This is a genomic window from Salmonirosea aquatica, from assembly GCF_009296315.1.
Lineage (GTDB): Bacteria > Bacteroidota > Bacteroidia > Cytophagales > Spirosomataceae > Salmonirosea > Salmonirosea aquatica.
In genome coordinates this window covers 3080220-3106833 of sequence record NZ_WHLY01000002.1, presented here as the reverse complement: position 1 = coordinate 3106833, position 26614 = coordinate 3080220, and the positions used below count along the sequence as shown (strand labels likewise).

Below are 26614 nucleotides of genomic sequence, written 5' to 3'. Positions count from 1 at the left end.
GTATTTTTAAGGATAAAGGAAGCGATTGGACGTGGTGATATATTGGAAAAAACGGACAATTTGTTCTATGAAGAATGAAATCTTTTCTCCTCCCCGGCACTTACAGTCTTTTATCAAAAGGTACATCCGGCATCAGGTCAGCCATGAAGAAAGGTGCCTGATTTTCCCCGCCGGGCGCCTCTGCCTGCCTGATCTCACAACAGGCATGGCCATTCACCTTGCCCACAAAAGGCATTGGCGCATCAGGCCCGATGGTGCCGTGATGGATCAGCCCCTGTTCAATGCCAGAGGGTACTACAAAGAACCTATCGTGTACAATACCGATACCGGCGTGGACATCCTGGCTATCGAATTCACTCCCCTCGGCATGAGCGCGGCCTTCGGAGAGGCGTGTGAAGAGCTGAATAACTATACGGTGGATGCGGGACAGTTCTTTCCGTCGGAAATCGCCCGCCTGGAAGACGTACTTCTATCGGAAGCCGAAACGGCCGTGAAAGTCAGCAGCCTGAACCATTTTTTTACGGAACTGATCCGGCCCAAAGCCGAAGTCCGGCGTGCCGCCAATCTTCTCGGTGCCGTAGAAAATTACAGGGGTTTATTATCGGTGCGTGACTTGGCCCGGGAGTTGTGTATGTGCGAGAGAACCCTCAATCGCTTTTTCCACGAATACGTAGGATTGAGCCCCAAACTGTATCTGAGGCTATCCAGGTACCGGCGGGCGCTAGAACAGATTAAGTCTCAGGAAGACAAAAGCTGGTCAGAAATCAGCTACCAGCATCAATACTACGATCAGGCTCATTTTATCAATGAGATTAAAAAATTTACCGGAAAAACACCTTCCGAGATCCGGAATGCTCCAGGTTTGCTGCTGTAATATCAGAAATGAATCAAGGGGTACGAGCAGTACTACTTTACTCCTTCCGCGCCCCCACTTGAAACCGCCCCGGAATGGCACGGTAGGCAATGGGCTGTAGGGGTGTCAGCCCCACCGCCCGTTGCCAGGCGTTGATCTCGGCCATCGACCAGTTGCCCGAGGTACTTGTCAGGCCAAAGAATAGGTCGGTGCTGCTGCCTACCAGTTCGGGAGCTGCCGCCGGGTCAGGGCGAATGAATTCGTTGATGATGAATACCCCGCCGGGCCGGAGTGCTTTTGCTACTTTTTGGGCCACGAGCTTGTTCTGTTCTTCAGTAAAATGGTGCGCTACACTCGACATCAGAACCAGGTCATAGGTACCCTCCGGCAATGAATCGTTCAGGATGTTACCTACCTGATGAACCACGTGGTCGCCCATGTTTTGCTTGGCCAGCAGCGGAGCAGCTTTTTCCACCGCCCCCGGCAAATCCAGAATCATAGAATAAAGGTGGGGGTACCTTCGGCATGTTTCCACCGAATGCAGCCCATGCGAGCCGCCAATGTCCAACATCTGGGTAGCATTTCTGGGCAGGGGTACCTTACGGGCAAACTCCTGGGCTTCGGCCACAGCGCCGCCCCACATGGCCCGCTGGTAGAGTTCCCACTCTTCGGACTGAAAGGTGTCGTGGTACTGTAACCCTTTCCCAGTCCTGAGGTACCCTCCCATCTTTTCCAACCACGGCCACACGACGCGGTTGTTGTAAATGGCCAGATCGCGCACCGTATTGGGGCTGCCGGGTAAAATCCATTTGTGGGTAAGCCGGGTGAGCGTGTATTTGCCTTGCCTATAGCGCAGGTACTTAACGGAGGCAAGTACCCCCAACAACTGGCCGGTAGGTCGTGCATTGAGTCCGCATTTTTCCGCCACCAACTCGGCCGTATCGTACCCTTCCGCAATGGCTTCAAAAACACCCGCATCCACCGCTTCCAGCACCGCCCGGCTAATTACCGGGAACACCTGGGCATGCAGTAGAGGAATGGGTACCAGGTTTAGTTTTAGCGCGACCCATTCCAGTAGGTTTTCGGGGAAAATACGGAGTTGCATCAGCCGGCCCAGTTTTCGCGGTCGAGGCTGCGGTACTGGATCGCCTCGGCCAGGTGCTCGATTCTGATGTCGTCGCTGTCGGCCAGGTCGGCAATGGTGCGGGATACTTTCAGGATGCGGTCGTAGGCACGGGCCGACAAGCCCAGTCGATCCATCGCCGTACGCAGCAAGGCACGACCCGCATCGCCAATCTCACAAATTTCCTTGACCATTTCGGGAGGCATCATGGCATTGGAATAGATTTCATTGCGGTCCTTGAACCGTTCCGTCTGTCGTTCGCGGGCTTTGATGACGCGCTCCCGGATGGCGTCGCTGCTCTCGGATTTGCGATTGGAAGAAATCTGATCGAACGAAACGGGCGTCACTTCCACGTGCAGGTCGATGCGGTCGAGCAGCGGGCCGCTGATTTTGTTGAGGTATTTCTGTACCACGCCCGGTCCGCAGACGCACTCTTTTTCGGGATGATTGTAGTAGCCACACGGACAGGGATTCATACTGGCGATCAGCATGAAATTAGACGGGAATTCTACGGCCATCTTGGCTCGCGAAATACTGACCTTACGCTCTTCCAGCGGCTGCCGCATCACTTCCAGCACGGTGCGCTTGAACTCGGGCAGCTCGTCCAGAAAAAGTACCCCGTTGTGCGCCAGGGAGATTTCGCCCGGCTGCGGAAAACTGCCGCCCCCGACGAGCGCCGCGTCGCTGATGGAGTGGTGCGGGGCACGGAAAGGGCGGCGGGAAATCAGGGTAGAGCGTGCGCCCAGTTTTCCGGCTACCGAATGGATTTTTGTCGTTTCCAGCGCCTCTTGCAGCGACAGCGGCGGCAGAATGGACGGAAGCCGCTTGGCCAGCATGGTTTTACCCGCGCCGGGCGGACCGATCATAATGGCATTATGTCCCCCGGCGGCCGTAATTTCCAATGCCCGCTTGATGTTTTCCTGTCCTTGCACGTGCGAGAAATCGGCCTCGTAGTCGTTGACGGTATTCATAAAAATATCGCGGGTATCTACCACCAGCGGTTCAATGTCGCGCTTGCCCTCGAAAAACTCCACGGCCTCCTGCATCGTCTGGACACCGATCACATCCAGTTTGTTAACGATAGCGGCCTCAGGAGCGTTTTCGGTCGGTAGGATAAAACCCTTCTTGCCCTGTCTGCGAGCCTCGATGGCAATGGGGAGTACTCCTTTGATGGGCCGCAGATTACCATCGAGCGACAATTCACCCATGATCACATAGTCTTCCAGATTCCGTTCGCATTTGATCTGTTCCGAGGATTCCAGTACGCACAGTGCAATGGGTAGGTCGTAGGCCGAGCCTTCCTTCCGCACGTCGGCAGGGGCCAAATTGACCACCACCTTCTGGCGGGGCATCCGATAGCCGGAGAATTTAAGGGAAGCTTCCACACGCTGCTCGCTTTCCTTGACGGCACTATCGGCCAGACCTACCATGAAGAAACGTAGTCCCTGACTGACCGTGACTTCGATGGTAATCATCGAAGCATTGACGCCATAAACCGCACCGCCGAAGGTTTTGGAAAGCATAAGGTGTAGAAGAAAATTGATTAGGGGTACCTGCAAAAATAGAACAATTTATGGCAATCCCGCGAAAGTTTACAAACGGGCGTTACGGGGTCTCAGGCAGCGACGAGAGCCTGAAACTAGGTACCTTGCCGGTATACGCTACGACTTGTCCCGCAAATCCGACAGGACGATCACAATCCCGGCCATACTCGAAACCACGAATAAAATAGTGGCGATCAAAGTCAGGTACCCGCCCGACGGTGTCGGAGCCTGTTCACTGGCAACGTAAAAATTATTCTTGAGCAACAGCCAGAGCAGATTTCCCACGCCCAGCAATAGCATGAGAATGTAGACGACCAGACTTAGTTTCGCTTTCTGTGGTGATTTTTTCATGGTTCAAGCATCTCCAAAGGAGGTCTGGAACATTTACCTATGAATAAAATACATTCCAAAGGTACATCATTGCGGCTACTTCATTTCGCAATCCTCCTTTCAGGTTTTTGAAAGACATCTTCAAAGAAAGGATGGGAGTCCCCATTGCTGGAAACTCCCATCTTTGTTGTGCACCTACCTTGCTTGATACGACCTACCCCACGATCGAAGTAGAGAACGGCTGGTTATAGTGCCGCTTGCCGGTGTTTTTGTAAAGTGCATTCGCGACTGCGCCAAACACGGGAGGAAAGGGCGGCTCGCCCAGCCCGGTTGGGTCGATGTCATTTTCCACAAAGTGCACCTCGATCTTCTGAGGGGCTTCATTGTGACGGATGATGCGGTAGTTATTGAAGTTTGTTTGCTCGGCCGAGCCGTTCTTATGGGTCAGAGCGCCATACAATGCGTTGCCGATTCCGTCGACCACCGCGCCCTGCACCATATTTTTGGCGGAATCTGGGTTTACCACGATGCCGCAGTCCATGGCACTGAACACACGCTCTACATAGGGCTGCCCGTCCCGCGTCACCATATCGACCACATGGGCCGCGTAGGAGTTATGGCAGAAATACGCGGCAACCCCACGGTTGTACTTTTCATTTCCTTCCTTGTTCCAATTCGACTTGTCCCGCACCAATGTCAGTACACCGGCGTAGCGGTCGGGATCGTATTCATTGTTTTTACCAACCGGATTTTCCTTGGCCCGTTTCAAGAGTTCGAGCCTGAATTCGATCGGGTCTTTGCCCATGGCCTCGGCCAGTTCGTCCAGAAACGACTGCTCGGCGGCGGCGTTGAAGTTGGAGCGTGGTGCCCGGAAGGCCCCGATGGTTATATTGGACGGAATCTCCCATCCTTCGGCCAGGTAGTTGTCCACCGCCCCGGCGGGGAACCGATTGGCGTGTATGGGATGCTCCGGTATCCCGCCCCCTTTCACATGGAAAGCAATTAGGTTTTTATCGGCATCCAAAGCGGCCCGGTACGTGGCCGTGTACATGGGGCGGTAGATCCCATAAGTCATGTCATCTTCCCGCGAGTAGATCAGTTTGACCGGCGCTTTGACCTGTTTGGAAATCAACGCCGCTTCGTAAATATATTGGCCGTAGGCTCTCCGACCAAAACCTCCCCCCATCCGGGTCATTTGAATTTCAATCTTATCGGCTGGCAGGTTCAGCAATTTTGACAGTGTAGGTTCTACCCAACCCGGTGCCTGCAATGGCCCGGCCAGCACCGCTTTTTCATCCGTCACATCGGCGAAGAAATTCATCGGCTCCATGCAGTTATGGGCCAAAAACGGCGCGTTGTAGGTACGTTCGATCACCTGAGCCGCATTTTTGAAGGCCGTTTCGGGATCGCCGTCTTTTCTTAACTGTTGCGCTGGTTTCTGGGCATACTCCTGCATTTTTTTAAGCTGGGCGCTGGTGCTTTCAATTCCGCCCGGCACAATAACCTCCCTTTTACCGCCCCGCCCCATCATAAAATCCTTGGTATCGCCGGCAGGCTCCCACTGAGCCACCAGCTTTTTGCGGGCACTCATTACTTCCCAGGTGGTAGCGCCCACTACGACCAACAAATCGTTGAACGTGCGGGTATCGAAACCGCCCTGCTCGAAACCTTCTTCATACAATTTCATTCGGAAAACATCCTTGATGCCCGGCATTTTGAGCGTTTGCGAAGCATCGAACGATTTGAGCTTCATCCCGAAGGCCGGCGGATGCTGAATCATGGCGATCAGCATGCCGTCAGCCCGGTAATCCAACCCAAAGAGGGGCTTACCGGTGACTATTTTTTGGCCTTCAACGTTTTTCTTCGATTTCCGTACGATCGAAAAGCCTTTGGGGGATTTTAGGATGATTTCTTTGGGTACCGCCAGGGTAGCTGCCTTGCCTGCCATTTCGCCATATTTCGCTGACTTGCTGCTGGAATGATGCAATACACCGGCTTCGGCCGTAACTTCACCGACAGGTACCCCCCAGGTTTGGGCGGCGGCTTCGCACAGCATTTGTCGGGCGGCAGCCCCTGCTTCCCGAAGTGGCTTCCAATACATCCTGACCGAATTGCTCCCCCCCGTAAATTGGGGTCCTAATTTCGTGTTGTCGTGCGGCCCCATTTCCACCACCACATCTTTCCAGTCCACGTCCAGTTCCTCGGCGATGATCATCGGGAGGGAAGTCATGACGTTCTGCCCGAACTCAGGGTTTGGGCACATGATTTTGATGACGTTATCGGGTGTGATTTTGATGTAGCCCGTGAGTTCTGACCACTGCTCGGGTAGGTTCAGCTCCACCATTTTTTCGGCGGCCTTCGCACTTGACAGCCAGCTAAAGCTGAGCATCAGCCCGCCACCGGCCAGCGCCGACGACTTCAGAAAGGACCGCCTATTATAAGTTGTTTTTGTATTTTCCATGAGTCGATAGTTCGATTAAGGTTAAGGAATGACCGCCGGGATGGCTATGATTTGGCGGCGGTTTTGATCGCCTCCCGGATGCGCAAATAGGTACCACAGCGGCAGATGTTGCCACTCATGGCCGAGTCGATGTCCTCATCGCTGGGAGTAGGGTTGCCCTTCAGTAGTGCTGCCGCGCTCATGATCTGGCCGCTCTGGCAGTAGCCGCATTGGGCCACGTCGTGTTCGAGCCAAGCCTGCTGCACCGGATGGTCGCCCTTTTCAGATAAGCCTTCAATGGTAGTGACGGCCTCATCGCCCACCGCCGAAACGGGCAGCTGGCAGGACCGTACCGCCGTGCTGTTCAGGTGTACCGTGCAGGCGCCACACTGGGCAATACCGCATCCGTACTTGGTGCCGGGCAGGTCGAGGTGATCGCGCAGGACCCACAGCAGCGGGGTGGCCGGGTCTGCTTCGACGGAGCGGGTTTTTCCGTTGATTTTCAGATTATATTGAGCCATATCTTTGGTTTTTGAATTGTGTAAAATACAAAAAAAATGGAAAAGGGTAGTTAATGCCTATCAAACCAAAGCCTACGGAATTCAAACAATTGACATCCTTCGGCAGGTACCTGCGCAAATGGGATGGATCAATTATCATGGAACTCCGAAGCGACGGTTCGCCTGTATTCGTTGGGCGATTGCCCGGCTCTTTCCTTAAAAAAGCGGCTGAAATGCTGAGGGTACTTAAAGCCCAGTTCAAAGGCTACTTCATTAATGGTTTTGCTCCGGTCAAAGATCCTTTCCTTGGCAATCTCCATCAGTCTGGACTGGATATATTCCTGGGCGGAACGGCCCGTTTCTTTTTTTACCAGATCGCCAAAGTAATTGGCCGATAGATTTAACTGATCAGCGCACCAGGCCACGGAAGGCAAACCAATGGTTTGTGGTTTATCGGTCCGAAAATACCCGTTCAATAAATCTTCAAAGCTTTCCAAGGTACCCTGATGTACGTTGTCGCGGGTGATGAACTGGCGGTCGTAAAAACGGATGCAGTAGTTCAGAAACAATTCGATGTTGGATACGATCAATCTTTTGCTGTGCTTGTCGACGCCCTGCTCCAATTCGTATTCGATTTTCGAAAAGCACTCCAATACCAATCGCTTTTCCCGCTCCGACAAGTGAAGAGCTTCATTGGACTGATAACCGAAGAATGTATAGTCTTGCATGTGGCCACCCAAGGCGGTGCCGTACAGCAGATCGGGATGAAAAACCAGCGCGAAGCCTTTGGGTTGATACGTCTTACCGTTGCTGTCAACGCTAACTACCTGCCCCGGTCCAATGAATACCAAGGTACCCTCCTGGTAGTCGTAGGTATGCCGCCCGTACCTCAGGTCCCCGCATTTCACCTCCTTTAGAAATACCGTATAAAAGCCAAAGTACATATTGGAAGCTTGCCTCGGGCTGGCCTTCGACAGATCCACGACACTCACCAGCGGATGCAGCGTTTCGTTGTTGTTGAAGGTATTATAGTCGTTGATTGTCTCGAACCGATGTAGGTTATCCATAAACATATTTGAATTAACTAATTCAAAGTTAACGCTTTATTCATTACTTGATGGTTGAGCCACCCCGAATCAGTAATCTTGGTAGAACAATCCGTAATCTGTATAAGGTAGGGATAAACAATAGGTAGGACCTTTGCAATGAAGTCTTCGGTGTACGAAGACAAGAGTATTCTTCAACTCTTCTTAAAACACATTCATTATATGCAAAAGCGAACATTAGGTACCAGCGGCCTAGAAGTATCGGCGCTGGGTTTGGGTTGTATGGGACTTAGCTTTGGCTACGGTCCTGCTACCGAAAAGCAAGAGGCGATAAAGCTCATTCGGACGGCTTTTGAACAGGGCATTACCTTTTTTGATACCGCTGAAGTCTACGGACCTTTCACTAACGAAGAGCTGCTCGGCGAAGCGGTGGCCTCCTTCCGGGATCAGGTAGTTTTGGCTACTAAGTTTGGATTCAGACTGGAAAATGGAAAATCAACGGGTGTGGATAGCCGACCCGAAAACATAAGAGCCGTGGCCGAAGCCTCTCTATTACGCTTGAAAACCGACATCATTGACCTATTCTACCAGCACCGGGTAGATCCCAATGTACCGATTGAAGAAGTAGCCGGGGCCGTGAAGGATTTGATTCAGGAAGGCAAGGTCAAGCACTTTGGGTTGTCCGAAGCCGGTGTCGGCACCATCCGCCGGGCCCACGCGATTCAGCCTGTTGCGGCCCTGCAGAGCGAGTACTCGCTCTGGTGGCGGGAACCCGAACAAGAGATACTACCAACGCTGGAAGAGCTGGGCATTGGCTTTGTGCCCTTCAGCCCGTTGGGCAGAGGCTTCCTGACCGGGAAAATCGACGCCAGTACCTCCTTCGACAAAACCGATTTCCGCAACACCGTACCCCGTTTCTCGGAGGAAAACCGGAAATCTAACCAAGCATTGGTAGATTTGCTGGGCAGAATGGCCGAAGAAAAAGGAGCCACCGGAACCACGGCCACCCCCGCCCAGATAGCCCTCGCCTGGCTGCTGGCGCAAAAGCCTTGGATCGTGCCGATTCCGGGTACCACCAAGGTACACCGCCTGGAAGAAAATATGGGTTCCGTTCATATTACCCTTAATGCAGGTGACCTCCATGCCATCGATGAGGCTCTGGCAAAGATTGATATACAGGGAGAGCGTTATCCCGAGCAGGCGCAAAAAATGATTGACCGGTAGACAGAAACTACTTTTATGTCATGATACACTTCAAAGCAAAGCGAGCTACCGATACTAGTAGCTCGCTTTGCTTTTTTAGAATTTGACTGCCCTACTATCGAAGAAGCGAATGGCTGATTATAGAATTACTTGCCGGTAGCTTTGTTCAGGGCATTGGCCAAAGATGCGAAAACCGGTAGATAAGCGGGTTTGCCCATGCCCGTGGGGCCGATTTCGTTCTGTCCAAAATCCACCCTGATTTCGGAGCAAATAGTAGGTGCTTTATAGTACCTCTTGTGTCCCGGGCCAGTAAGGGTACCTAACAAATTTACAACATAATCAGCAACTTAGACGAGGGCGTTATGGCTCATCCTTTATTTTGGTAGGTAAATCAGTGATTTGTATACGCGTCGTTGGCAGGGTACCTTACAGATGCATCGGAATAGAAATGTACCTCTACTCATCAGAAATGATGTGTGGTACGTTAATTTCGTGGGACGTCGCTTTCCGGTGGCCTGTTTCAATACACTTGTTTTTGCATGAGCATGGAATTTTTCGTCAATAAGCACTCGATCGTGCGGCAGATCTGGGGGAAGAGTGATACCATCCTTTTCATATTTGCCGGAGCATCGGCCGAGTTTGCACTCAGCAAGGCCGTAGACTGGCTTTACTTTACCGGACGCCTACCCAGCGATCCCCTGGGCAGGCTTTTCTCGACGGTTTCGTACGCCCGGGTTATTGTGTTTTCTGAGCGACAAGCCGCCCTGCGCGCGATCGATACCATGGCGGCCATCCATGCCGGCGTAGAAGCAAAGCGCGGGATGAGCATACCCGACTGGGCCTACCGGGATGTGCTCTTCATGCTCATCGACTACTCGATCCGGTCGTTTGAAGTGCTGGAACGGCAACTGAGCAAGGTCGAGAAGCAGGAAGTCTTCGATGTCTTCTACAGGGTAGGTAGCCGCATGGCGTTAAAGGATCTCCCCCTAACTTTCGACGCCTGGGAAACTATGCGCCACGAACATCTGCACCAGAACCTACAGCACAGCCACTACACGGCTGATCTGTTCAGCCAGTACCGAAAACATCTGGGCGCGGTGCGTTACAGGCTTTTGCTGGAAGCACAGATTCTGGTGGTACCGCCAAGGGTGCGCCAGTTACTCGGCTTCCGGAAAATCTCCCTCTTAAACCCTCTGCTTGGCGTTTATAAATTGAGCAGAAACATGAAAGTCGATTGGCTGATGAAATCCCTGATCCTGCCCCCAAAATACAAGGATGTAATCCGGGCCCTGGATCAGGTACCTGCTGGATAGCATCCACTTATGGAGGTACCCCAATCGGTTCCATCGAGCAGCCACTACCCCTCCAAGGTACCCCACTGCTGATGCATATTGAAAAGGAATCAATTTGAGCTTACGAGTGCAAGCCGTAGTGTCCACGGACGAACAGGAATGTTCGTAAGCGGACACTAATTTTTTGTATTCATTTCACAATCGGCTGATAATCAATTAAAAACCATTCTGGCACAGCGTTGGTAAATGAATAGACAGGAAGCAGTCGGAGAAACCTACCTCTTCTTTCTGTTCCTGAAAAACTATTTAACGTACCAATTTTATCAAAACCAGTAAAAAAAAAAGCCATGAAAACTGTAAAACACATCCTGACCGCCACCATGTTCGGCCTTTTCCTGAACCTGACCGGAACCGCCCACGCTGCTGATTCCCGGACGGATTCATCCACCGCCCAGCCCGAAAAAGCTTCCTTCCAGGTAGCCATGTATCAGGTGATCAATTCCTTGAAAATGAACGTACGGATCGAAAAAAAGGGAGCCGAAAAGATTACTGTCAAAATCTTCGACAAGCAGGGTATCGTCCTGTACACGGATATTCTTGGCAAAAAGCAGCACAAGTATGCCCGCACCCTGAATCTATCCGAATTGGGGGACGGCGAGTACAGTCTGGTGGTCTCAAACGGCACTGAGGAGGTGGTGAAAGAATTGCGTCTTTCCACCAAAGAACTCTACCAAATGCCCGAGCGGCTACTGGTAGCCGCAAACTAGTTGCACAGGTACCTGCCCAGGCAGGATGCACAAAGAAAACAACCGCCAAAAGCGTCCATGCTTTGGCGGTTGTTTTTGTTTGGGCCGGTTAGCCGGACTGTTAGCTGTGTTTTGGTAAACAGATTTTTTAAGTCGAGCCTGGGTACCGTCAAAAGGAACCTTAGTAAGGTCAGATTTCCTCAATGGCTTTGAGGAAGCGTTTGCTTAGTTTTGAGATATCACGAGGTATGCGCTTTGTATTGACATTATTCCAATAAAACATGCTGACCCTGAAAAATAACGCTACGGTCAAGTACCCAGTCCCTATCCTGCACAGGCCAGCTGCGCTACCTGGAAGGACGGGCCCTTTCGGGACGCAGGGCGATGAAAAAGGCAAAACGATGCAAAAGCAAATTCTGAAATCGTAGCTGGGGGAGTAAGAAGATGTAGGTTGGTAGCGATGATCTGAGTTTTCCTTTTTTGTTCAGAATTTCAAGCGTCACTTCCAACCATTTTTCCTTTGTAGCTATCCTGAGGAAACAGGTTCAATCCCATCGTATCCAATTTTCCTTCAAGCCATGCAAAAGCTTCTATCCATTTTGTTACTGCAACTGCCGCTTTTTGTTTGTTATGGGCAAAAGACAGAAATTTCTGTTCAAATACATTCTGGTTTTTCTACCTATGGAGGAAAATCGGCTACTGCTACTCCATCCGTTTTTATAAATGACACGGGTCCCCCCTTTTACTTGATTGATTCTCCCTATGGCAAAAAAAGTGAATTTCCTTACGGATTTGCCCTACAAGCGCAGCGTCTATCAAGTAAAAATTTGCTTTTGGGTATAAGAATGGGGTACGATAGGTTCTCGACTATTTCTCATTTTGACAGCTATGGAGCCATGGGAGGTAGGTCGAGCGTTGAGGATGGAGAAGTCAATCTACAAACCGATTTGTTATGGGCGAATCCGTATTTTGGCTATCGTTTGCCAGTCAAAAATGTTCGCCTAGATATAACGGCTGGCTTCAATGTAGGATCAATATTGAAAAGTACCTACATCGTCAGTTATGAAAATCAATCCGATTTTTTTGAGAAGCAGGTAGATAATTACCGCATCAATACCAAAATGGATTTCGGCCCGACCGCCGGAGTATCCGCTGAATATAAAATGGTTGGGATACAGGCATCTTACTGCTACGGTCTGGTCAACTACATGAGGGGGTTGGAATACTTGCCCAACGCTCAGGCTTGGGTTTACTCGCGTTATTTGCGATTGGGGATGTCCTATAGGGTTAAGTAAAATACCGCATCCATTTTCCTTGAACTTTGTATTCCATAGGCAGTAGGTTTCAGGCTGGTAGCTTCGATTTCAAATTTATGGAAAATAAAACTTGCCTGTCCTGGATGGTACCAGGGAGCCAGACTACTGAAGTAAACTAGGCGAGGCCGCAGTTAAAGACTGCTATCTATGGTCTATACGCAATCTTCCTTGGGAAGACATACGCACAACGCCAATCACTACGAACTACGGGTTTTATATTCGCCCAATAACGCAGATATGGGTTTTGCTACTACTCTTTTGCAGGGGAAAGCAACGCTATGCCGGAATCAGATTCACTGTTCTGTCGCTGCTCTTGCCTGAGAGCCCATGCATCCACACAGGGTGCTGTGTCGGCCGATTATCCAATATTCACTGACCCAACCACTACCAGACTATGAAAAAGGACCCAAAGATTGACTCCCGTGACGACGTGAAGCCCTCTGAGGGCGAACGCAAATACGGAAATGTAAAGTTTGCCGACCAAACCAATAAAAAGTATCCGATCGATACGCTTGAACACGTCCGGGCGGCCTGGTCGTACATCAACCACCAAGACAATGCGGCAAAATAGGATGCCGATGAGGTCAAAGTTATCAAGGACAACATCCGTAAAGCCGCACGGGAGCACGGCGTTGCTATTGAGGCGGACTGAAGGACTGCGCTTGGCGGCAGGGCCGTGTAAGGCTGAGCAACGAGTGACTTGAAGGGTGGATTTACGTCTACCAAAAATTCAGTCATGCAGTCTGACAAATATCGTAATGTTTCTCCATAAGCTTCGCGGCAAATTTCAGGCAGGCGTCGATATCTTCGGGCTCCAGCGAAGGGTATGCTTCGAGTATGTCTTCCTTGCTGTCAGCCGCGCTCAGGTATCCCAGAACTGTTTGCACCGTAATTCGGATACCTCTTATGGTGGGCTTACCATTACATAAGTCTGGATCAATAGTAATCCGGTCAGCGATGTATTCCATAGGGAATGGGTTTCAGGCTACTCGTTCGAATTTATGCAAAGATAGCGAAACTTGGGTGTCCTAAATGACATCTGGACATCCAGAAGATTATAAAGATGAGGCCATGTTTGGTTAAGATAGGGTTTTACTTTTGCGAGTATTCGCGTTTGCAACGTAGGCAGCCTTATGCGCGGATCGCACGGTCGGCCGCTGCCATTGCAAACGGGAGGTGATTCAACACTGATTCTAAATCGGGGTTAGCGAGGGGAAATGTTCTTTCATTTCCGGAGTGGCATTGGCCCGGAGGTCGAGCATCATCTGTTTTTGTTGGAGCGCAATGGGCGTTTTCCGCCACGGCGAGGTTGTGATCAATAGGGAAACATCCTAAACCAGCGATGTTCTTTTTCTTTTTCTATAAAATGCCCAATTAGAGCATGCGCCTGTGAGGGGAAATCTGTTCTTTGATGGCGAATAAGGTCCCCCCATATCGTTTTAGTGACTTCCGTACTTGGTGTTGTATCACTGCTTTTTAGATGGATTATTCTGTCTCTCAACTTTTGTAATGTATCATACCCATTCCATTCTTTTAATTTTGTAGGCGAATCTACCTTAAATATATTTGGTAGTACATCCTTTAATTTTTCATTAAGACTAATATATCTTTCGGTCTGTTCTTTTTTGTAGCTTTCTGTGAATCTATTGTCTTTCTTTTTAGGATGATAAATAAAATCTTCTGGAATGCTAGTATTTGCAAACGCTTCTATCGCTGAATAAGAGAAAATAATTTGCGTCATCATTATCTCGAAGAAATCAATCAGAACCCTTGAATTTTTTTGCCACTTATAATCCGACACTTTCATAAACAGTTCATCTTTACAGACTTCTACTACTTGTTCTCTTGCCTGCAAAGCCAAATTTAAGAATATAGCCGGGCTTGAAGGTAGAATAAAATTCAAGGTATCATCTCCTACTTTCTCTTTTGTATAAGCAATGGCTGAATTTTTAGTATATGCATTTGCCACCAGAACTCTTGGATCTTCGATAACAATACCCATTATTTCTTTGTCCAAAATATTATCTTTTTGTACTTGCTACTTTCAGCCTTTCTAACTGAGCATGCTGTACGTATATCTTCTGAAGGGAAACTACACACCAAATATAAAAAATGTCCGACAACCCCACTTAATCGTGACATCATAGATCATCCTTTCCCTATTTTTTCCCAAACAACGCCTTGAAGCATTTTGCATCGCTGTCTTCCTCGCTTTCGGTGTAGAACCGATCTAAGAAACCACCCGCGCCGCTCCAGACGGTTTGCATGATGCCGGTGAAATGTTCTTTCATTTCCGGGGTGGCATTGGCCCGGAGGTCGAGCATCATCTGTTTTTGCTGGAGCGCAACAGGCGTATTCCGCCACGGCGAGGTCGCTACATCAAGGCCCTTCATGGCAAAATAGACGGCGGTGGGGTCCGGTCGCTCGTAGTGCCAATCGCAGATCATGACATCTTTCGGAATCATATCGATGGCGCGGTAGGTGTTGTTATAACTGGCTTCCCAAAGACCAATTCCGGTCGTTTTGCCGTCGATCAGGCGGTCGCCCCAAATCCACAACCTCCTGTTTTTCAGCGCCAGATGATTGCGGATTTTGGTCAGTTCACCGGCAAATAGTTCGGCTTTGTCACGTCCCTGGCAGCGGGGACAATCTTCGTGGCCGATATAAAATACTTCGTCCATGCCGGCGTGAAAGGCATCGGCTTTGAACGCCGCGACGATCTCGTCCATGACCTCGAAAACTACCTTGTGTACGCCCGGATGCAACGGGCAATAGCTTTTGCAGTACAAGTCGTCTTCATTGGGCCACTCGTAGTTTTCGGGTAGTTGGATGCCCGGCGTTTCGTCAAATTCAGGATAGACTTCCAGTAATTTTCCAAGCGTAGAATGCCACGACTGATGCCCCAATAAATTCACCTGCGGAATGATGGCGATGTTGTGTTTTTGGCAAGCGGCCACCATTTTATCGACGTCGGCCTGCGAAAGGCCGTTTTCCTGGGCCAGTTCAGGGTGCGTTTTGTACTTGAAATTGTAATCTACCCGCAGGATGAGCGTGTTAATATTTCGGGGAGCGAGTTCTTCATTGATAAATTTCACGAACCGATCCACGTTTTCTTTTTCCGGGGCGGCAATGGCAAGACCCCGTACCGGAAAGGTGTCTTGCGCATAGGCAAACAGGGAAAACAGCACAGAAAGGACCAGCAGGGTAATTTTTTTCATCATCATAATTTTAAGCGAATGTTTATTTTGGCTAGTAAGGCGGCAAAGGCAATCATACTAAACGCCCACACGACCGAACCGAGGACCGCCAGCCAGGGCGAGTCATCCTGTTTGTAAAGTAACACCTGAAAGGGTAAAGCCCAAAGCAGGTAGTAGATTATATCGGGCGCCAGATAGGTACCCAGTGAGTTTTGACCCGCCGGTTTGAAAACTGACAGCAGACCCACCTTATTTTTTACGTCAATCACATAAAAAAGCAGGGCGAAAAGCAGCAGACTTATGCCGGTACAAAGCATGGCCCAAGTAGAAGTACCCCCAATCTTGGAAATGATAAACCACCGATGCAGCACGGCCGCCAATACAAAACTGATCACGGCCATCCCCAGGAGGTACTTCAGCAGGGTCGATGGAGTGTGTTGAAATTTCTTCAACAGAATCCCCACGACTAGGCCGGAGATCACAATCAAAGGAATGTTTCCGTCCAGAATCACGCCAACTATTGGCTTCAACGGATTCAAAAAATCGGTTAGACCTAAGCCAGAAGCTATATTCAACCCTAGGAAGGTTGTCAGTACCAGTACCGTAGCCGTAAGATTATCTTTGAAGCACAGATACGTGATGGCTGCCGCAAAGTACCCCCAACCGATCAGGCCTAAGATGCCCCACCAACTTGTCCGGATGAAGGTCGGATTTTCGGCGGTGCCGCCCCGGAATACGACCGCCAGAAAAATGAGCAGCGCGATGCCCACGTACTTCAAGTAACGGAGTTTGCTGCCTTCGGGGTAGTTGTTCCAGATCAGAAAGACCGCCACGTAGCCGGAGACGATCCAGACCGTTTTGTTGATTCCGGTGAGTTCGGCGTTGAAGTTTTCGGAGGCGTTGACCATAAAAACGCCGATAATCAACAGGCTCACCGTTCTGATGACAATGTGAGCAAGCAACTGTAGGGTAGTTTCGTTTTTCTTTTCCCGTGCCTTGAAAGCCAGCGGAATGGATACCCCCATCATAAACAGGAAACCGGGAAACACCCAGTCGGCTAAACCCATGCCGTCTACGCCTTGTGCCACATGTCCCAGCCATTGGGGGACGCCGGGAATATACAAATCATTGACGAACAGCATCAAAAAGAGGGTCAGCCCTCTCATGATGTCGATGGATAAAATTCGTTTGGTTTGGGTCATGTAAGTAGGAGAATTGGGGAGGAAAAGGGCTATTTCTTTGCCGCCGCTCGGCTAGCTTTTATCTTTCCAGATTCTCTTTGCTCAGTCGTAGTTGGAAATGACCGTAATGGGATACAGCGGAAACTTGCTATCATCTGACAAAACCGTAAAGCCCGTGCTGGCAGCTTGGGCAATGATGGTTCGATCGAACGGGTCTTTGTGATTTTCAACCGGTTGAATTTCGTAGTAACGCTGAGCGTGTTCAGGCGTAATAATCAAGATCTGTACCTCTAATTCGGTTAGACCTTGATATAGGAAAGTAGATAAAGGAATATTTAAATTGAAATCCTTGGGCTTTGTCTCATACAGTTGCGCTATTTCTATTAAGCGAAATCGCACTTAAGTACTTTATCGTATTTGGGTTTTCAAGAATTCGAGTGATCGATTTTCCTATTTTCTCAGATTTCATGTAAGCCCATATGAAGATGTGCGTATCCAAAAGATAGCTTTTCATCTTTCTATATCTTCAATAAACAACGTGTCGGATACATACCCAAGGTGCCGACCCGTACCTAGTTCGATTTTCTTCTTAGGGTCTGGCTTTCTGATCGTAGCCGCTGGTTTATTCGCTGGCTTCCTGGTAGTTTTTTTAGGTTCCTTAATCATGGAATTCACATTTTAGTTGACGTATCACTCAAACGTCCTGAACTTTCAATTGGTTGCTGGTCAATTGCTGTGACCAAATATACCAAATTATTCCTTCGCACTGAGACGTGCTGAGCCAACCTACTGCACCGTCACCTTCCCTCCCCCCGAGTAGCTCCGGTACTCGCCCTGGTACATCGCATCCGCCCCAACGGGACCGACGGTGAAAGTACCTTTCGAAATGACGCGAACCTGGTAGTAGAACGTCTGCTCGCGGGCGGTGGCGGTGGTGAAGAAATGGATGCGGTCATCTCGGATGTCGAAGTAGTCGGGCGTGGCGGCGTTTTTGATCCAGGGCATATCGCGCGGCTCGGTCAGGCGCGGGTTTTCGATCTCGAAAGCAGCGGGCAGCAGGTCGGTCACCACTACATTTTCGATGGGCAGACCGCTGGTGCTGGCCACACTCACTTTCACAACGATCAGGTCATTTTGTTTGATACTACCCGCGCTGCTGCCGTTCCGGGTCAGGTACTGCCGCCGCACGCGCAGGCCATTGTCTTCTTCTACGTAAGTGCCCGTAGCCGATTGGCCTTCGGTCTGCGAAAACCAGTACAGATCGCCTTTGCCCTGGGTTTTCACCGTTAACTTCTGGTTCAGAATATCCTTCGCCAGACTCAGTTCCTTGCCGTCGAACGTGGCGAGTTGCTTGCCCTTACTGGCGACGGTAGCCGTAACGGTAGAGCCGGAGGTACGCTGGGCAAGTTTGCCAAGCGCCAGCACGGCGAAGCCTGCTTCCTGGGTGTTGAGGTAAGAAGCCGACACCACGGCTTGGGACAACTGACGTGCCAAAGGTATAATCTGGTTATTGTCGGGGGCGGTTTCCAATAGGGTATTCAGCACCAGCCCCAGATTACGGAGCGGTGAGGCGTAACTACCCCCGAAAGTGTCAGGCGCGTTGTCATTCTCGTACCTCGCGGGCAGCAGGGCTGCAAAACTGCGGGAGTCGCCAATGAGCTGGAAGGCTCCGGCCAGCAGGTAGCGGGCGTCGGGCGTGAGTAAATTGGGGTTTTGCTTGTAGTAGTTCATGGCCGGGCGGTTGGGCTGGCCTACGAGCGACAGCACGTAAAGCGAATACAGGCTCTCACGCTGCGCCTTCACGGCCTTGATGGTACTGCCGTCCTCCGTGGCGACGGGTACCTCTTCGGTGGCGGTGGTACCTGTCTTGGCCGTGAGGTACTCAATGGCGCGGCTCATGGTTGCCCCGTTCACCTCGAACCCGGCGCGGTGCGCTTCTTCCAGAAAATGCACCGCGTAGGCCGTTACCCACCAGTCTTCGCGCGAGGCACCGGGCCACATCGCCAGGCCGCCGTTGTAGAGTTGCTGGGTCTCGGTCTTGCGAATAGCCTGCTGCACGTTGGTGGCGGGGTTAAAATCACTTTCACCGTTACGTACCAGGTACACCGGCGCGGCCATGGCTTTGGTGAGGTCGGCAAAATAGATTTGCGGAAATGCCTTGGAAAGCGTCTGTTCCAGGCAACCGTAGGGGTACCCTAGCAGGGTGGACAAAGCCTTGCCACCGCCCTGCACCAGCGGCGAGCGGCTGAATGTCACCTGGGCACGCGCCGTGCCGGGCAGGTAGCTGTGGTTCAGGTCGACGGTACCCGTTTGGCCAGCTGCGATAACACCCGATTGGCTGGTTTTGAGCAACGGTGAGGCCGGGCGCACGGTCAGGTTGGTTTCCTGCACAAAGGTTTCACCAAAGGCGCCTACTTTCACCGTGATTTTACCCTGACCGATACCCGAACCCGCTTTCACGCTGAACAGCGCCCGCGCTTCCTGGCCTGCCGGGATGGTGAGTCTTTGCACGGACTTATCGCCGGCCGCCAGCGGGCCGCTGGTTTGCAGCGAAATGGTCATGGTAGCGGCTTTTTTCTCGGTATTGCTCACGTTTACGGGTAGCAGCAGTTCGTCGTTGGGACTTAGGAAACGCGGCGCGCCCGTGCTGATCACTACCGGGTCGGCCACTTTCATGTTGGCCGAGGCCGAGCCGAAGGCGTCATCCTTATAGGCTACGGCCATCACGCGCAGGTCGCCGCTAAATTGTGGAATCGCGATGTCGAAATTAGCCTCACCGCTGCCATTGGTGGTCAGAATACCACTCCAGAACGTGACGAGTTCGGTACGGCCGTTGCTAAGCGGATTGATGCGGCGTTCGAGGTCGTATCCGTCACCACCCACGCTGGACGTGGTCGAGAAAGTGAGTTCAGGAAAAAGAAAGGCATACAAATCGTGGCTGACGACTTCGAGGGCACGTTTCTGGTAAAAATAGCCGTGGATGTCGGGCGTGCGGAAATTCTTGATCTGTAAAATCCCCTCATCCACCACCGACACCGTCACCTGTGCGTTGGCCGCGGTTTTGACTCGGATCTGCTGTTTTTTCTTGGATCGTGACTGGGTGGCGGCGGTAATCGTTACGGGCAGGGTACGGTCAGGCGCGGCGACGGTAATAGGCGCGAAGCCGTGCGCTACCGTCAGCGGCAAGTCCGACGCATCGAGCGGACGGATAAGCGTGGCCGTGATGTAGACGTTGGGCAAATGCTCCTCTTTGAGCGCGAGCGTCAGTTCGGCGGCTTTCTTCTCGGTGTTCAGTACGTGATGTTCCAGTAGGTGGTTTCGCTCGATGGTCACCAGCAAGCGACCATCGAAGGGCGTTTTGAACAAAATTTTGGCCTTGTCGCCCACCTGGTACTTTTCCTTATCGGTCTCCATCAACACCCGGCCCTCGGTACTCACCTCGAAAGACGAATACTCCGTGGAGCCGTAGCCATAGGCGTAGAAATTCGTGGCCGCATAGTGTTCGGCCCCCGGACGCCGCACCCGCACTTCGTACTCGCCCGAAACGGTTGGCACGTATCGGAAGGTACCTTTGCCGTTACCCAAGTTGAGGGTATTGGAATATACCATTTTCTCCCGCTTGCGCGAAGTGTAGCGCAGTTGTTCGTTCTGCTTTTCGACCACCGTCTGGTACTCGATACGGACAACCTCCACCTGTGCGGCGACGTTTTTCTGTAGGGTACCCTGGCTATTAACCCCGATGATTTCCACCGGAATGGGGGCATTTGTACTGACGTAGTAACTGGGCAGCCGGATACCGAACAGCGTGTTCTGCGTGAGTACGTCGAAGCGTTGCAGACGGTTGACGGGTCGCCCGTTTTCGTCGAAGACGGTCACGTACACTTTGCCTTCCAGCAGGCCGATGTCCTTATATTGCGCCGGAATAGGAATGCGCTCGGTGGCTTGCCCCTGCGCATCGGTGACTCCCTGCCGCTGCTCGCGCTCGAAGGTGGTTTCGGCGGGTATGTCAAAGCTGAACGCGGGAAAATCAGGAGCGGAAAATGCTTTCCGACTCCACTGAATGGCCATTTCGTAGTTGCGACCCGCGGCGGGCGGACCGAAAAGATTCACGGCGGTGGCCGTTAGCGCGACGGTTTCGCCGGCTTTGTACTGGGGTTTGGCCCCGCTCAAAGTTACCTTGATGCGATCGGGCATGAATTCCTCCACGCTCACGGGCTGCGACGCCAGCAGCAGGTCGTTGGCGTTGTAGACTTCCAGCTGGTAGGTACCCGTCAGCGCCGAAGCTTCCACGGTCACTTCCGTTTCGACCGCGCCCTGGGCGTTAGTGGTTTTACGCCAGGTACGGTACTCGCGACCGTTGGGCGTGACAAGTTTTATTTTGAGGGGAATTTCGTTGGGTGTTTCCCAGCGCTGCGTTCGCAGCACTGTATTGAAATGGAGGGTTTCGCCGGGGCGGTACATGTCGCGCTCGCCGTAGATGAACGCCATCAGGCCGGCGGGATTGTCGCGGTGGCCCTCCACCTCATAGCGAGAGGTTTCGACGCGGGTATCTTCAAACAACAGATAGTTGAAATCCTCTTTCGTGCGGGCCGTGATCATCGCCATCTTGAAGCCGGGGGCTTTCTCGCTCAGCTTCTCGAAGTGCGCCACGCCGTCACCATCCGTTTCGAGGGTGTAGACCGACTGGTTGTTGCTGCTCACGAGTGTGATTTCCACGCCTTTCAGCGGCTCGGTGGTTTTGATGGAATTGGCAAAAACCCAGACCTCATCCTGCCCTTCCTTAGCCACCAAACCAATGTCTGAAATTGCCACGAGTTTCGTCGATCCCAGGTAGGCTTCTTCTTTGGAATGCACTGACACCAGATACACGCCCTTACGGCCATTGTCATCGGGAAGGGCGACGTTCAGCGCCGAAATCCCCTTCTGGTGGGGCAGATTTTCGGTATCGACGATTTTATTGACGACGACATCACTGTAAAAGTTCTGGTCATCATCGCTGTAATTGTAGGTACCCGTCTGCGCCCATTCGTCGCCTACATAGTCGTAATTTTCGTAGCGATTATTACGGACGTAGCTCAGGATATTATTCTCATACACCTTGGCAATTTTGACCTGTACCTTAGGCACGTTCACGATCTGTACGCCGATATTCCTGGCTCCTTTGGGCGTAAGATACACCGCTTTTTTATGGGTAAAAGAAATCCCGGCGGGCATTTTGCCAAAAAACAAGTCACGCGAAACCTCCTCTTCCAACGATGGCCCGAGGGTACCTTTCAGATTGGTGGTCAGTTTCAAAACGTAGGTATCCGTCTCGTTAAAATCGCCGCGCAGCGTAAAGCCATTTTCGGTAGCTTCGGTTTTGGTCGCAAGCGCCGGGTCGAGACCGTAGCCTGTATTGATGCTTTCGGGAGTAAGTTCCTGAGTGGTCACCACGCGGACAAAAGCTTGGTTATTCTCGAAGCCTGTCTGCACGTCGGCCACTTCCAGGTGCAGCGGCGAGGGTAGGCTCACGGCGCGTTCCAGCGGCTCGGGTGTTGTATAGTCGTTATCCCGGATCTTTAATCCCTTGTCAATCTGTACCGTCATCGGAATCGGATTGTCGTCGGCCGTACCTGTTTGAGTGAGGGCCACGGTCACGTTCCGGCCGTCAGACGAGGGTAGCACGCGGAAGGTCGTGGATTTGTCGCGCAGACTTAGTTTCAGTCGCTCCGCCACCGCCTGCGGCTCCACGGGATAATTAAACGTCAGCCGCAGCCGCGCCTCGGGGCGACTACTCTCCGTCGAGCGCGTCCACCAGCTTTGGAGATCCATGAGCTGGAGGTAGGGAGTATGAAAATCGACGTCCTCGTCGTCTACGTCATATTTTTTATCTTTCTCAACATGAGTGAGCAATTCATCCGTCAGTTCTGCTTTATAGTTCGTCGCCGGGGCGAGTGCCGCTACGGGCGAAAAAACCAGTTCGTTCGGGGCCGTCCATTTGAACTTGCCCCGCACGGCGGGCGAGAACCTGACGTACTGCGTGGAATCCCAGATCCCCAGGCGGCTTTCCTGCACCAGATCTTTATTAAACGTAAAAACCAGGTTCTGCGAAAGCTGCACTTCGTCGGTGAAGTTCTTGCCCACGAGATGGACTTCGTTGAAGGAGGAGCAGGCTGCGACCGTTAAGAGAAACAGTAAAGATAAAGCGGAGGCGAGGGGTTTGGGCATTTTTGGGTAAAAGGTCAATGGTGAAGGGTTGAGGGAAATTGGCGGGGTGAATATAAAGATTTGGAGGATCATTTAAGCAAAAAGTAGTCCCTCACTGGGGCCGCGCGTGTCAAACGCATAGTCAGCCAAACCATCTACTTCGGTGGGAAACCCTTATAAATATCTCCGCGCGAGGCAACCGTCACTGCAATCAGATCAGGATTGAGGTACTCCACACCTATACGCCACCCTCCTATTCTGATCCGATAGTAATTCTGGCCTTTCTGCTGGCCTTCCATATACTTATAGTCGACTCCAGCCGATTCAAGAGAATCAGCTTGTTGTAGTTTGTCAAAAACTTCCTTGAGTTGTTCTTGACTTTTAGGCGGCAACCGTTTCGCCTCTTTGAGAAATTTCTTACGATAGATTATTTCCATCCCATTTGTTGGTAGAAATCTTTATGCGAAATAGTCTCGTCGTCTTTTCTCGCATTCATTTCCTGAACCATCAAATAATCGGTAACATCTTCATTATCGATCACTTCAACAATACGTTTCATTTCGGCCAAAGTGAACGACTTACGGCTTTTTTTGGCTGAAAAATTAGCCGGACTCATGCCTATTTTGCGGGCAATATAATCGTTTCGGTAGCCTGATACCTCGATAATCTGGCCGATGTTGTTCAACAGTTCTTCGTAGTTGTTAACAATTCCGGTGACCATATTTGATTATTTTTAATTTCTCTGTAAAGTATACTCTACAAATATACAAGACAATGTGTATGATTTGAAAGGGTTTTACCGATATAAGGTTGCTGTCTGAACCGTTACATCGTGGGCGTAAACTGCACACCCGCCAGCTTCCAGGCGCCGCCCTGCCGCACGCAGACCGCCATGAAACTGATCTGATTGTCGAATTTGTAGCCCTGCAGGGTACCCCTTGCGTTCCAGGTACCCGTGACAATCCCGGCCTCGCCATAAAGCCGGGCGTACGTGCGCGACACATTGCCGCTTTCGATAGCGATGTAGCCACTCGCCACAGCCTCGGCCAGCGTATTTCCATCCACCAGACTTCCATCGAAACTAACCATCGCATAATCTACAGTAAGCAGCGATCGCAGCGCAGACGCATCTTTTGCCAACAAAGCCTCAAAAAAAGCCTCGGTACATTCGGTAGGAGTATTGGGAGGGGTACTTTGCCGCGCCAGGGTACCTAGCGCGGTCAACATCAGTACCCATACGGGGAAGATCTTTTTCATAGAGGATTATTCAATACTATATTTTAGTAAAAATGGCGGATTGCCTCATCAAAACGAAAAAGTGCTTACTACCTTTTGCCACTCAATCAGATATTCCCAGAGTTTTTATGAAAATGTTGGGTAATTTATTATGATAGTCAGTATTTTAGTGTGATAATATAATCCATTACGGCTGTGCGTATGAAAAAGACTTTACAACGTGTATTAGTAGTGTTGCTGATTATCCTCTCAGGGAATGCTTTTGCGCAGAGTCCGTGGCGATTGAGTGTTTCATTGGGTCCTTCCCTTTCCTACAACACACTATCTTCCGACCGGCCCCTGCCCAGCGGAAAATTCGAAGCCCCCGACCGCTTCGGGGCGTCGTTCGACCTGAGCGCCGAACGCAGCCTGACCCCCAATCTGTCGCTGCGCATGGGCATCCGCACGGCCAGCCTCAAGGTAGGTACCCGCACGCAATTCATCGCCCGTGACTCCACTACCGGGGCGGTCAACGGCTGGGGCCGCAACGATGGCTACACGCAGTTTTCTCCGGCCAATCTCAATGTGGGCTTCACCTACAATTCCAAACTACTGTGGCGTCGGCTCATCCTCACCGCCGGGGTCGACGGCAGCTATATCATCAACCGCTTCGATGGCTACGTGCGCGAAAAAGACGACCGCAAAATAGATGGCCACTGGCCAGGCGATGTGTACCAGTACGAACTCGAAAGCGCCCACACCCGCAACAATGGGCTGGCTGTCACCTTCCGGACGGGGCTGGATTATAAACTCGGACAGTACCGTTCGCTCACCGTGCAGGTACTGTACAATCAGGGTTTTCGGGACCTTTTTCATATATCCACCAAGGAGCTCGACCTCAATGGTGTGAACTATCAGGCCAATGTCGTGAGCAAAGGTAGCTACCTGGCCCTGCAAATGGGCTACAAGCAGAGCCTGCGCTGGAAGCGATCCGGCAATTACATGAGCCCTTACAACACGCCTCTGACCGGCAAGCGGTCCAGCAACCGCCCTGATTTTACCGCTGGAACGGCCATGGTGGGCGTCTCGGGGATCGGTATCCCGTACCAGACGGGGGGTACCTTTGCCAACGTAGCCGCCCGGGGTGGTATTTTCGTGTCGGAACGGGTACTGCTGGGCGCCGTAGGCTTTGGCGCATACTCGACCATCGTGCCCATCGAAGCTCCGCTGACGGGCTGGGCGGCCGGACCCATGGTGCGGTACCACATCAGCACCACGGCTTTTTCGCCCTTCGTGGAGGCCGCGTACCTCATGGGGCAGGAAAGCGGGCAGACCTACCGGCGGGGCTGGCAGTTTGTGGCGCTTATGCCAGGCATCAGTTTTCGGCTTAGCCGTCACGTGAAGGCCGACGTAGGCGTGTACATGTTGCGGCCTACCTACCCCGTGTCGGAGAATGCGGTGATTTCGTTGCCGCAGCTGGGGCTACACTACTCGTGGTGATGAAAGGAATTTCTCAGGAATCGATACCTTTTGATCCTATAGTTCTACAGATTAGAAAACACATCGCCCCGCTCACCTTTATTAGTTGAAGTCTTGGAGGAAAACCTGCCCGTCCAAAAAAAGATAAAAAGTTCGGAAAAGTTCGGGGCGCTCATTCGGGAGCGTTGGCCGGAATATATTCTGGAGATTGTCGTCATTATTCTGAGTATCAGTATTTCGTTTGCCCTGGATGAGTGGAAAGACAACCGACGCAGGCAGGAATTGGAAGAACTGTACCTGAAAGAATTAGCCGAAGACATCGCTTCGGACATGAACCAGTTAAAGGAAGTAGTCGCGGAAACCCGGCTGATTGTCCAGAAAACCGAATCCCTCTCAAAACTCGGTCAGGAAGGTACCTCCCCTGGCTATGATCAGTTTGCGAAAGACGTCCGGTTCATTTTCAAACGGCCCCGCTTTGTGGCGCGGGATGCTACTTTCTCCGACCTAAAAAGTACAGGCAATATGCAGGTAATCAGTAGCTTTCCGCTTAAAAACGCGCTGTTCGACTATTACAGTCACTATACATCGGTCGTGCTGATAGAAGCTGCCGAAGCCGAGGCATCCAATTCCCTGCTGGGTCCTTATATATTGAGGCGGCTTCCCCTGGGGAACACCAGTGACGAAAACCGAAAAGGTACCCCAACCGCCATATCTCGTGAAGTTGAATTTCAAAATCTTATACTGGTCCGCCAGTCTACCCGGCAGGAGCTAATGGCTGAATACGAAGATTTGCTTACCGAGGCCGGGCGTGTCGTGGATTTGAGCAAAACCCGGGCAAAATAAGAATGGATAATCGTTGTCCTCTTTTGTTTTCTCATACAGCGAAGGGTACCCATTGAAGCATTTTTGTATCTTTTGTGAATTAGTAATTATTCCCTAACTTTATCTATATTCTGTTTCATA

24 protein-coding genes are annotated in these 26614 nt (G+C 51.3%); 9 read left to right on the top strand and 15 right to left on the bottom strand.

The features are described from left to right. Positions 1–67 precede the first annotated feature (67 nt). Entirely contained in the window at positions 68–874 is an 807-nt protein-coding gene (locus GBK04_RS14065) for a helix-turn-helix domain-containing protein (RefSeq protein WP_152760676.1), read from the top strand. A 37-nt stretch (positions 875–911) separates the two neighbouring features. On the opposite strand, the gene GBK04_RS14060 is transcribed toward GBK04_RS14065, so the two are convergent. The 6 genes from GBK04_RS14060 to GBK04_RS14035 all read right to left on the bottom strand — a co-directional run bounded on the left by GBK04_RS14060 (position 912) and on the right by GBK04_RS14035 (position 7857). After that, the gene (locus tag GBK04_RS14060; protein ID WP_152760674.1) at positions 912–1958 is read right to left on the bottom strand and encodes a methyltransferase; all 1047 of its coding nucleotides are present in this window, start codon (positions 1956–1958) and stop codon (positions 912–914) included. Next, positions 1958–3499 (bottom strand): YifB family Mg chelatase-like AAA ATPase, encoded by a 1542-nt coding sequence (locus GBK04_RS14055; RefSeq protein ID WP_152760672.1) that lies wholly within the window; start codon positions 3497–3499, stop codon positions 1958–1960. The genes GBK04_RS14060 and GBK04_RS14055 overlap by 1 nt, the downstream gene beginning before the upstream one ends. A gap of 138 nt (positions 3500–3637) precedes the next feature. Then, positions 3638–3871, bottom strand: coding sequence for a hypothetical protein (locus tag GBK04_RS14050; protein ID WP_152760670.1), 234 nt, complete (start codon positions 3869–3871; stop codon positions 3638–3640). A gap of 193 nt (positions 3872–4064) precedes the next feature. Beyond that, positions 4065–6311 carry a xanthine dehydrogenase family protein molybdopterin-binding subunit gene (locus GBK04_RS14045; protein WP_152760668.1) on the bottom strand — a complete coding sequence of 749 codons (2247 nt, stop codon included), beginning with the start codon at positions 6309–6311 and terminating at the stop codon, positions 4065–4067. Positions 6312–6355: 44 nt separating this feature from the next. Beyond that, a complete protein-coding gene (locus tag GBK04_RS14040; RefSeq protein WP_152760666.1) occupies positions 6356–6811 on the bottom strand; it encodes a (2Fe-2S)-binding protein in 456 nt (151 codons plus the stop codon). 128 nt (positions 6812–6939) lie between these two features. Continuing rightward, positions 6940–7857 (bottom strand): helix-turn-helix domain-containing protein, encoded by a 918-nt coding sequence (locus tag GBK04_RS14035; RefSeq protein ID WP_152760664.1) that lies wholly within the window; start codon positions 7855–7857, stop codon positions 6940–6942. 201 nt (positions 7858–8058) lie between these two features. Between GBK04_RS14035 and GBK04_RS14030 the strand changes: the two genes are divergently transcribed. From GBK04_RS14030 to GBK04_RS14005, 6 genes are all read left to right on the top strand, one after another. Next, complete coding sequence (locus GBK04_RS14030) at positions 8059–9060, top strand: aldo/keto reductase (protein ID WP_152760662.1); 1002 nt, start codon at positions 8059–8061, stop codon at positions 9058–9060. A 518-nt stretch (positions 9061–9578) separates the two neighbouring features. Further along, entirely contained in the window at positions 9579–10352 is a 774-nt protein-coding gene (locus tag GBK04_RS14020; protein ID WP_373330978.1) for an oxygenase MpaB family protein, read from the top strand. Between the two features lie 326 nt (positions 10353–10678). Continuing rightward, complete coding sequence (locus GBK04_RS14015) at positions 10679–11098, top strand: T9SS type A sorting domain-containing protein (protein ID WP_152760658.1); 420 nt, start codon at positions 10679–10681, stop codon at positions 11096–11098. 260 nt (positions 11099–11358) lie between these two features. Continuing rightward, positions 11359–11505: a hypothetical protein gene (locus tag GBK04_RS30640; protein ID WP_373330977.1), complete on the top strand. Its 147-nt coding sequence runs from the start codon at positions 11359–11361 to the stop codon at positions 11503–11505. Between the two features lie 150 nt (positions 11506–11655). Next, the gene (locus GBK04_RS14010; RefSeq protein WP_152760656.1) at positions 11656–12372 is read left to right on the top strand and encodes an outer membrane beta-barrel protein; all 717 of its coding nucleotides are present in this window, start codon (positions 11656–11658) and stop codon (positions 12370–12372) included. A gap of 415 nt (positions 12373–12787) precedes the next feature. Continuing rightward, positions 12788–12964: a DUF6582 domain-containing protein gene (locus tag GBK04_RS14005; RefSeq protein WP_373330976.1), complete on the top strand. Its 177-nt coding sequence runs from the start codon at positions 12788–12790 to the stop codon at positions 12962–12964. A gap of 163 nt (positions 12965–13127) precedes the next feature. On the opposite strand, the gene GBK04_RS14000 is transcribed toward GBK04_RS14005, so the two are convergent. From GBK04_RS14000 to GBK04_RS13960, 9 genes are all read right to left on the bottom strand, one after another. Beyond that, positions 13128–13361 carry a DUF433 domain-containing protein gene (locus GBK04_RS14000; protein ID WP_152760654.1) on the bottom strand — a complete coding sequence of 78 codons (234 nt, stop codon included), beginning with the start codon at positions 13359–13361 and terminating at the stop codon, positions 13128–13130. Positions 13362–13708: 347 nt separating this feature from the next. After that, a complete protein-coding gene (locus tag GBK04_RS13995; protein ID WP_152760652.1) occupies positions 13709–14410 on the bottom strand; it encodes a hypothetical protein in 702 nt (233 codons plus the stop codon). Positions 14411–14552: 142 nt separating this feature from the next. Further along, entirely contained in the window at positions 14553–15617 is a 1065-nt protein-coding gene (locus GBK04_RS13990; RefSeq protein WP_373330975.1) for a family 20 glycosylhydrolase, read from the bottom strand. Next, on the bottom strand, positions 15614–16792 hold the full coding sequence (locus tag GBK04_RS13985) for a DUF5009 domain-containing protein (RefSeq protein WP_152760650.1): 1179 nt from the start codon (positions 16790–16792) through the stop codon (positions 15614–15616). Before GBK04_RS13985 ends, GBK04_RS13990 begins: the two co-directional genes overlap by 4 nt. An 81-nt stretch (positions 16793–16873) precedes the next feature. Continuing rightward, positions 16874–17170 carry a type II toxin-antitoxin system VapC family toxin gene (locus GBK04_RS13980; protein WP_152760648.1) on the bottom strand — a complete coding sequence of 99 codons (297 nt, stop codon included), beginning with the start codon at positions 17168–17170 and terminating at the stop codon, positions 16874–16876. Positions 17171–17557: 387 nt separating this feature from the next. Continuing rightward, entirely contained in the window at positions 17558–22978 is a 5421-nt protein-coding gene (locus tag GBK04_RS13975) for an alpha-2-macroglobulin family protein (protein WP_152760646.1), read from the bottom strand. Between the two features lie 134 nt (positions 22979–23112). Next, the gene (locus GBK04_RS13970) at positions 23113–23394 is read right to left on the bottom strand and encodes a type II toxin-antitoxin system RelE family toxin (RefSeq protein ID WP_152760644.1); all 282 of its coding nucleotides are present in this window, start codon (positions 23392–23394) and stop codon (positions 23113–23115) included. After that, on the bottom strand, positions 23385–23678 hold the full coding sequence (locus GBK04_RS30635) for a hypothetical protein (protein ID WP_373330974.1): 294 nt from the start codon (positions 23676–23678) through the stop codon (positions 23385–23387). The genes GBK04_RS13970 and GBK04_RS30635 overlap by 10 nt, the downstream gene beginning before the upstream one ends. A 104-nt stretch (positions 23679–23782) precedes the next feature. Then, positions 23783–24214, bottom strand: a complete 432-nt coding sequence (locus GBK04_RS13960) for a nuclear transport factor 2 family protein (protein WP_152760642.1) — start codon at positions 24212–24214, stop codon at positions 23783–23785. Positions 24215–24394: 180 nt separating this feature from the next. On the opposite strand from GBK04_RS13960, the gene GBK04_RS13955 reads away from it, so the two are divergent. Together GBK04_RS13955 and GBK04_RS13950 are read left to right on the top strand one after the other, a co-directional pair. After that, positions 24395–25672 (top strand): outer membrane beta-barrel protein, encoded by a 1278-nt coding sequence (locus GBK04_RS13955; RefSeq protein ID WP_152760640.1) that lies wholly within the window; start codon positions 24395–24397, stop codon positions 25670–25672. Between the two features lie 93 nt (positions 25673–25765). Beyond that, positions 25766–26494, top strand: coding sequence for a hypothetical protein (locus GBK04_RS13950; protein WP_152760638.1), 729 nt, complete (start codon positions 25766–25768; stop codon positions 26492–26494). Positions 26495–26614 lie beyond the last annotated feature (120 nt).